This window comes from Fulvivirga sp. M361, assembly GCF_007097395.1.
Lineage (GTDB): Bacteria > Bacteroidota > Bacteroidia > Cytophagales > Cyclobacteriaceae > Fulvivirga.
The window spans coordinates 1-7,681 of sequence record NZ_VKDC01000068.1 but is presented as its reverse complement, the minus strand read 5'-3'; the positions used below and the strand labels follow the sequence as shown (position 1 = coordinate 7,681).

Sequence of the window (7,681 nt, the reverse complement as noted above, 5' to 3'; positions counted from 1 at the left end):
AACCCATCAGAAGGAATCCCTTTGTCAATGACCCGCTCGGGGAGCTGGCCAATGAGGATACCCCCACCGTTGGGACGAGCATACTTCGGGCGTACATAGCGCTTGACATAAAACTCAGCAGGGGCTTCGGTTGAATGGGCTGGCTAACGGTTTTCTTAAGGCAAGGAAATTATACAAGCAGTAGGGAGGGTTTTGGAACACTCTTTTGCCACTCGTCACGATGGGAGATACCTTGTCCGAGGAATCACCATGCCGCAGCGAGGAACGTTGGTGCAGGGAAGGAGAGTGGCAAATGTGTGTTGTTATATGAATTTTTAAACTGCAATGGGTATACCTGTTCTTCACTGCATCTTTTCACATTCCTTAACCACAGCCTGGATATCAAAGTTAAATCCCTTTTTTCCATTGGACGGGAAACTTTTCAGGATCCAGCAAGCTGTAACCAAAATGATTAAAGTGCTCTTCATAGTGATTTATTAAATGAACCTGATACTCATCAAAATTTTCTCCAAACCTGCTTTCCTTCACCCAGTGTGCCCAGTATTTTTTATTTTTATCGGTAAGTTGATCAGTATGAGGTATTTTAATATTCAAAAACCTTTCCAAGGCCCCCAGTATGTGTGTGGGACGCTTGATCATGTCTTCATAGCTTACTAAAAATTGGTTTTTTAAATATGGTTGATCCTCAAGGTAAATCTTATGGGCCACAAGCCAATGTTCCAGTAAGGAGGGGAACTGATGATTTGCAGACTTTATTGTCATTTTCATAGTTGCCAGCGAAACTGGAATGGGATGCCTCACGATGACAATAAAGTAAGCGCCGGGAAATAGTTTTTGCAGAAAACGGGTTCTTATGAGATTAGGAGGAGACTTCTCTAAAAGTACGGGCTTATTGAGATCCCAATGCTGCCCCCAGTCTTTCAGCAATTTTTGCTTATTAACATCAGTAATTAGTTCACTCCTTTCATCAAGTCTGGCACGGGAATCGAAGCAGAAGGCTCCCGGTCCTCCATAACATCTTGCATTTTCATAAACAGATTGTAAGTGTTGCCCTTCATCCATGATTGCTCCTGTATTCGCAAAACCACTTACCTGCTCGGATGAGCTGATAATATTATGCAGGATAGTGGTGCCACTTCTATGTAACCCGCAAATAAATACATGCCTGTGATTTTTCATAGCGATCTGCGGGTGACACCAAGTGGTAGTAAGGCATGCGAATTATCAGCATCCTCTTGTAAAGTTAACTGAGCATATCGTGATAGGTTATTTGGATGGGTCGCTTCAGTAGCTGGTATATCTGTTCCTCTGAAATGATGAAACCTCAAAAGGTCCGGGTTCACGGTACCCGCCTTCCCTGTTCTATATTCTTTACCAATATAGTGAACACTTGGATACCACTTACATATGCGATTTGTCCTTGCAAAAATTTTGTTGTTGAATTCTACTACCCCGTAATGGTTAACAATTGATTTCATGGCAACTGGTTTATGATCTTTCCACCGATTATCAAATACTTTTTGGAAAATCGTAACAATTGCCGTGTCGTGCTCTAGGTATAGTAATTCCTGCAAGTCTCCAACTATCAACTCGTCTACATCAAAAAAACCAAGCCACTCTACTTGCTCTTTTGCCAAAGACACTATTTGTTCGGAGATCATTACCTGATCATGAGCAACGCCATACTCGGAGGCCTGGACTGGTATTAATGAGATAGCTGCTGCGTACTTTTTTCTGCATTTGTTTAATACATCACTTAGCTGATCCTGAATCTCCAGGTCGTTCAGGTGAAGATTATAATTAGCTTCTGGCTTTTTTGTCCAGGTTTTTGTTTGATAATCACCAAACTGCGGATCCTGAACAAAGTCACCATGGTTGCATATCCAAAAGTAGTTTATACCCAGACCAGCATGATGCCCAATCCACTCTTCAATGTGATCCAGTTCCATTCTGGGATAAATAAGAGTCATCAAACCTGCAAGTTTTTTCTTTTTCCTTCCACCCGTAGCAGCCAAATTTTTATATCCGTAGTTGGTCAGTAGCTGTTGAACAGCATCAGATTCACCTATTAGGTTCAGCAGTTTCTTGTTAAGGCCTTTGCTTCGCTTGTATACAACTTTTAGTTGTTTCAGTACATCTCCGCCATCTCCAAATCCCCATTTCCATGGGTATCCCTTAGGATTAGAGTAGGTATTGGTCCCTGAGGTATCCGAGGTACCCAAAAATTTGAATATAGCTTCAGTCGTGGCAACAGGGGATTGCGTAAGATCCTCATACCGCACAAGGTGTACATTTTGTGCCTGAAAGTCTATATTCTTTACCAGTGAATAATAGGTAGCTATCCAATAATCCAATAGTCGTTCCTCGTTGTACCAGTGGATATTATGAAAGTGGTTTACCAGATTCATTTTGTGTAAGGAAAGGATGGTGTCATAGGGGTTCCTGATCAAAACAATGATCTTTGAATCCTGATGAAACTGAAAATAAGGATAGTTTGTATTTGGGTAATTCCTGGGGCACTTGATCAATATCATAGGCTCGGGGGTAAAAGAAGCGATTTCATCTGCCAGTTGAACAGGTATTTCGGGCAGGTCAGCTATTTCTTCTCTCGTAGCTAATAGTGACTTTAGCAATGTAGAACCGGCTCTCATACTTGACAGCACATAAATGTATTGTTTGTTTTTCATTTTGGTCAAAATCGTTATTAGAGATTGATCATTTTCTGAGTTTTAAGTATAGAGTAGGCAAGGATAAATCCGGAAATACCATTCGCCAGACCAAGGTTTTCTGATAGTAGCGTTTCCTTATTACTGGCTTGAATATAACCAAGAGCGTCGCCGGCACGATGTAACCAAAGTTCAGCTTGCTGTCGCATTTCAGGATCCCCGTTAAGTTGATAAATAATGTGATAAAGCAAGGCTATACCAGCCAGACCGTTGATGCTAAACCTGTCATGCAGTTCCTCGCAGATCTCGTGATCGCTTGAGGTCTTTACAGTGCACCCTTCAATTTCAAAGTTTATCCCGGTTCTTAAATGAAAATATTTCAATGCAAGGGAAAGCAGCAACCTGGAAGAAGCTCTTAAAGATGGTTTATCTCCGATACCCCTAATGATCTTTTCGGCCATTCCTGTTACAACTTTGGCACGAACGTTTTCTGCAATGCATTCACCTAGCAGAAACAGCAGTACCGGCAAATCCCAGAACAGTGAAAAATCATCCGGCTCAGGGATACTATAACTTTGATTGGTTAGTAATAACTCTAATTCCTGTACAATCTTTTCCAGACAATATTTGTTGGTTATGGTGGCAAAATGTTCCTCATGGCCGCCATCTACCTGTATTCTGGAAAGAAAATAAAAACCATATCCCGCCATTCCATCAGACAGGCACAACCGATGCGGTTTTTTGTAAATCAGGGATAAATTAAATTTCTTGTCAAGATCCACCAATAATTCATCTGCATCTCCGGCAACAAATTTCTGTTTCAACGCATACATCAGCCCCCAGCCAATACCCCCCAGACCTTCTGCAAAATCCAGGGCAGGGTGATTGTTAACATTTTGATATACTTCATCGATCAGATCGTCTGGCTGGGACATTGGTATTTCCGGCACAAGAGATTGCGCATGATACAGGCTCAGAGCTATCCCCATTTTTCCATGCATTAGTCCAATGGTCTTAGTCTTGGAAAAATGTTGCTGTACGATTTGAATACTAAATTGCAATAGCTGATCCTTAGTTATTTCCATCATTATGTTGTTATTTTAAAACTCACTCAATCTGGTTTCATCCCAGCTTTTGACTTCCTTTAGCATTTCATTACGTGTCAATTGTGCCAGTCGTACTAACTCATATTTTTTTATTTCCCCCTGTTTATTGGTGTGATAGCCACTATTTAATCCCCTGCTATGGGTCAAATGAAACATGCAGCCGTCAATTCTTGTAAACTGGTATCCAAGAATTTTCCACCTGTTTACTCTTTCACCATCTTCATGTCCCCAGCCATAAAAACGTTCATTCTCCAGTCCGGAATCAATATAATCCTGCCGGCGGGCAAAGAAACAACCTCCTACATGATCAGGACCATAGATCTTATTCATTTTACCCTTGTTCCTTTCCAGCACCGAGTAATCTCCTTTTTTAAAATACAGTTCTCTCACTATTTTAGAGGTATCAAACGTGAGACCATCATAAGGAGAGACGAAACTGGCGTTCCTCGTCCTGATGGATTCAACTGCTTTAACTATCTGAGTTTTTGTTACCAATACATCTGCATCCCAAATGGCAACAATGGGTGTTGTAGCCATTTTCACTAATTGATTGATATAGTAAGTCCTGTGAAAAACAGGATCTAAATCCTCAGTAAATTTTAAAGAGACTACTTCCGGAAGCAATTTCTGTAGCAGCTTGGTGTTAAGTCGATCTGCTTCCAGCACCAAAAAATTCGTCACAAAATTACTCCTGATAAATTCTATAACATGACAGATATTTTCCAACCTGTCTATAGAATCGATTCTTACTGGAAATAGGAATGTTGTATCAAGTAAATTAGGTTTAGCACTCATATCAACTGTCATTTAATATTCGTTCATCAATTATTGCTCTGAGGGGACTAAAAAATCTCATTAAAAGACTAAGATCATCTGTCATAATTTCCGCAGTGCCTATTAGCTGTTGTACCCTGGGAAGCTCATTGCCATAGGAGGTGATTGCGTTATTGTTCAATAATACATTAGAGCTATAGTAGTACTCACTGGGCTGGATTTCTGCAGGAACTTGTGAAAGTTCTCCCATTGTGCCGATCAGCATACCAAATTCCTGAAAGGGATAATTTGCCAGCTTGATATTTACTCTCTGACCTTTCCTGACTTTTCCGGAGTTTTCAATGGGTATGCGTACCCGTGCAATTACCGAGGTTGAATCTTTTGGTACAATTGAGGCGACAACATCACCCGAACTCACAAACTGGTATTCATTCCAATACTGGTTAAAACTTACAACTCCTTTGATTGGAGAGCTGATTACAGTTCTTTTTTTCCAATCACTTATCCGTGTCTTGATCATTTGAACACTTTTCTCCAATCGCAACCATAGCTGGTGGTCTTCAATTTTATTTTGGACCACAAAGTTTTTGATATCCAATGCAAGAGATTCCTGTTTTGAAAGAGCGGTCGTGAGGTTGAGATCTAAATTCAGTAACTCTTCTTTTAAAAGCAGATCATTGCTCAACCGGCTTTGATCATATTTCTGTTCGGCAATTACCTCATTACTGAATAATTGTTTATCCCTCAACAGGTTCTTATTTGCCAGCTCCACTTTTTGCAATAGAAGTTCTCTCTTTTTGTTGAGTTGTAAAATGTAGTCTTTTTGATAGTGGAGTTGTCTTTTCAGGCCGGTTAGTTTTTCAAAGTTATTGGCTAAATGCTGATAATCACATAGATCATTATAGCTGGTTTTTAGTTCACTATAATGACCTTGTATTTCGCCAAGTATCAACTGATCTTTAAACAACCTGGTTTGTAAAGGAGAGGTATCGTCTTTTTGGATCAACAGGGAGTCAATGAAAGAAAGCTTTTGCTCGAGTAGCATGATGTCATACCACCTGACAGTGGATTCCAATAAAAGAATATTTTGATCCTTTTCTACCATCTGCCCCTCCCTCACAAACATGGAATCAAGCTTACCGCTTATTGTGGCCACCAGATTTACCGGGGGATTGATGGTATAAATTTCCGCACTACCGGTCACGGTATCCGGATATTTTATAAAGGAAGAGACCATAATTACGGTGACAATAAAGAGAAAAAATACTGTTACTCCCCACCTTAAGATCCATGGTGGTCTGTAGTTGTAAATTTCATCTTTGTATTGTTGTCTCAGCAACATTTGAGATATCATTGAATTTGATCTCTCCTCTTGTGGTTCTGTATTCAAAGAATTAGTTTTCACAACTACCCGGGTTAAATTTTTACCAATGAACTTAAAAAGGTGTGTATCATAACTCTAGCTGGTTACTGATAAGCTGATAATATTTTCCTCTTCGATTGACCAGTTCATTATGATTTCCCTGCTCTACCACTTTGCCTTCATGCAAAACAACTATGTTATGCGCATTGCGGATGGTACTGAGCCTGTGTGCAATGATTATTGCTGTTTTCCCGTCAATGATCTCATTCAGATTTTCAGAGATCTTTTTTTCATTGTTGGCATCCAAAGAATTGGTTGCTTCATCCAGGAAGATAAAATCCGGATCCTTGTAAATAGCTCTGGCAATCAAAATTCTTTGCTTTTGCCCCTGACTTAACCCGGAACCATTAAAACCAATTGGAGTATAGAGTTTCAGTGGCCGTCTATTTATAAAACCTTTGATACGGGCTACTTTGATCGCTTTATTGAGCAAATTCCTGTCAATGTCGCTCTCATCATCTTGTAAAGTTATGTTGTAAAGTATAGTGTCATTGAATAGCTTTCCGTCTTGCAATACAGATCCACACTTATCTCTCCATCGATTCAGGTCGATCTCATCCAGAGGATATCCGCCTATATTGATCTCGCCTATGCTCTGTTCATAGAATCGCAACAACAATTTCATTAACGTAGTTTTTCCGCTTCCGCTTTCTCCTACAATGGCTGTGACTTTACCCGCCGGAAAGACAATGTTGATGTCATCAAGTACCTTTTCCATGTTTGGATTGTAATGGAAATCGAGATGCTTTATATCAATGGTCTTATCATCCGGCACATCCATCGTAGAGACAGATTTCTCTGGCTCTTCTTCTAAAATTATTTCGTTAACTCTTTGCAGGCTTAGTTTTGCAAATTGGATAGAATGCACATATCCAATCATTCCGGATATAGGTCCACTTAGCTGCCCTAAAATGTACTGTGCGGCCATCATCATTCCGAGGGTCATGTAACCATTGATTACATTTGAGGCGGCTATGTAAGTCAGGAAAACACTCTGCATTTTAAGGATAAATGTAGCCCCGGTAGCCTCCACCTGATTGAGGTTCATATTTTTCACTCTCAGGCCATAGATTTTAAAACGGCTAAGCTCCCATTTCCATCGCCTTTTGTCACCGATGTTGTTGGACTTGATTTCGTTAACGCTTTCAAGCAGTTCCAATAAATCATTACTATTGGTGCTTCTGATTTCAAAAAGTTGATTATCCAGCTTTTTCCTTTTTCCTACAAAAAGAAATATCCAACCAGTATAAATGGCACTGCCTGCGATGAAGACCAGAAACATGTTGGTCTCATAATAAAACATCATAGAGCCATAGACAATGATAAGCAGGAGGTTTATGCCAACTCCCAGGACAGTGCTCATGATAAACGACTGTATCCTGCCGTGATCTCCAATTCTTGTCAATATATCACTTACCGTTTTTCGTTCGAAAAACGGCATTGGCAGCTTGAGAACCTTTCGCAAGAAATCACTCACCATACCCATACTGATACGCTCTGATACATAAAGCATTAATCTGCTCTGAATAAATCCCGCTCCGGTAGAGCTTACGGTAAGCACAATTCCAGCCACCAGCATTGTATTGATAAATGGCATATTGTTCCCCAGGATTCCAAAATCTACAATCGATTGCCGGATAAACGGGGTAAGAAGCCCCATTAGTATGGTTGCCAGCATACCCAGAAATACCTGAGCCAGGTATTTCTGATGT

General features: G+C 40.3%; 6 protein-coding genes and 1 pseudogene. All 7 read right to left on the bottom strand.

Going from position 1 to position 7,681, the window contains the following annotated elements; all coding sequences use genetic code 11:
- Nucleotides 1-122, bottom strand: a pseudogene (locus FNH22_RS32790) (transposase); the annotation flags it as partial.
- A gap of 265 nt (nt 123-387) precedes the next feature.
- Nucleotides 388-1,179 (bottom strand): sulfotransferase, encoded by a 792-nt coding sequence (locus FNH22_RS31270; protein ID WP_143402476.1) that lies wholly within the window; start codon nt 1,177-1,179, stop codon nt 388-390.
- The gene (locus FNH22_RS31265; protein ID WP_143402475.1) at nt 1,176-2,687 is read right to left on the bottom strand and encodes a sulfotransferase; all 1,512 of its coding nucleotides are present in this window, start codon (nt 2,685-2,687) and stop codon (nt 1,176-1,178) included. Before FNH22_RS31265 ends, FNH22_RS31270 begins: the two co-directional genes overlap by 4 nt.
- 17 nt (nt 2,688-2,704) lie before the next feature.
- On the bottom strand, nt 2,705-3,754 hold the full coding sequence (locus FNH22_RS31260) for a hypothetical protein (protein WP_143402474.1): 1,050 nt from the start codon (nt 3,752-3,754) through the stop codon (nt 2,705-2,707).
- A 12-nt stretch (nt 3,755-3,766) separates the two neighbouring features.
- Nucleotides 3,767-4,567: a galactosyltransferase-related protein gene (locus FNH22_RS31255; RefSeq protein ID WP_185154524.1), complete on the bottom strand. Its 801-nt coding sequence runs from the start codon at nt 4,565-4,567 to the stop codon at nt 3,767-3,769.
- Nucleotide 4,568: 1 nt separating this feature from the next.
- Nucleotides 4,569-5,951: an HlyD family secretion protein gene (locus FNH22_RS31250; RefSeq protein WP_143402472.1), complete on the bottom strand. Its 1,383-nt coding sequence runs from the start codon at nt 5,949-5,951 to the stop codon at nt 4,569-4,571.
- A 46-nt stretch (nt 5,952-5,997) separates the two neighbouring features.
- A partial coding sequence (locus FNH22_RS31245; protein ID WP_143402471.1) for a peptidase domain-containing ABC transporter occupies nt 5,998-7,681 on the bottom strand: 1,684 nt, incomplete at its 5' end.

What these genes read in the sequence shown, in the direction of transcription:
- FNH22_RS31255 (WP_185154524.1), bottom strand. Translation starts at nt 4,567, where the DNA reads ATGAGTGCTAAACCTAATTTACTTGATACAACATTCCTATTTCCAGTA.
- FNH22_RS31260 (WP_143402474.1), bottom strand. Translation starts at nt 3,754, where the DNA reads ATGATGGAAATAACTAAGGATCAGCTATTGCAATTTAGTATTCAAATC.
- FNH22_RS31270 (WP_143402476.1), bottom strand. Translation starts at nt 1,179, where the DNA reads ATGAAAAATCACAGGCATGTATTTATTTGCGGGTTACATAGAAGTGGC.
- FNH22_RS31265 (WP_143402475.1), bottom strand. Translation starts at nt 2,687, where the DNA reads ATGAAAAACAAACAATACATTTATGTGCTGTCAAGTATGAGAGCCGGT.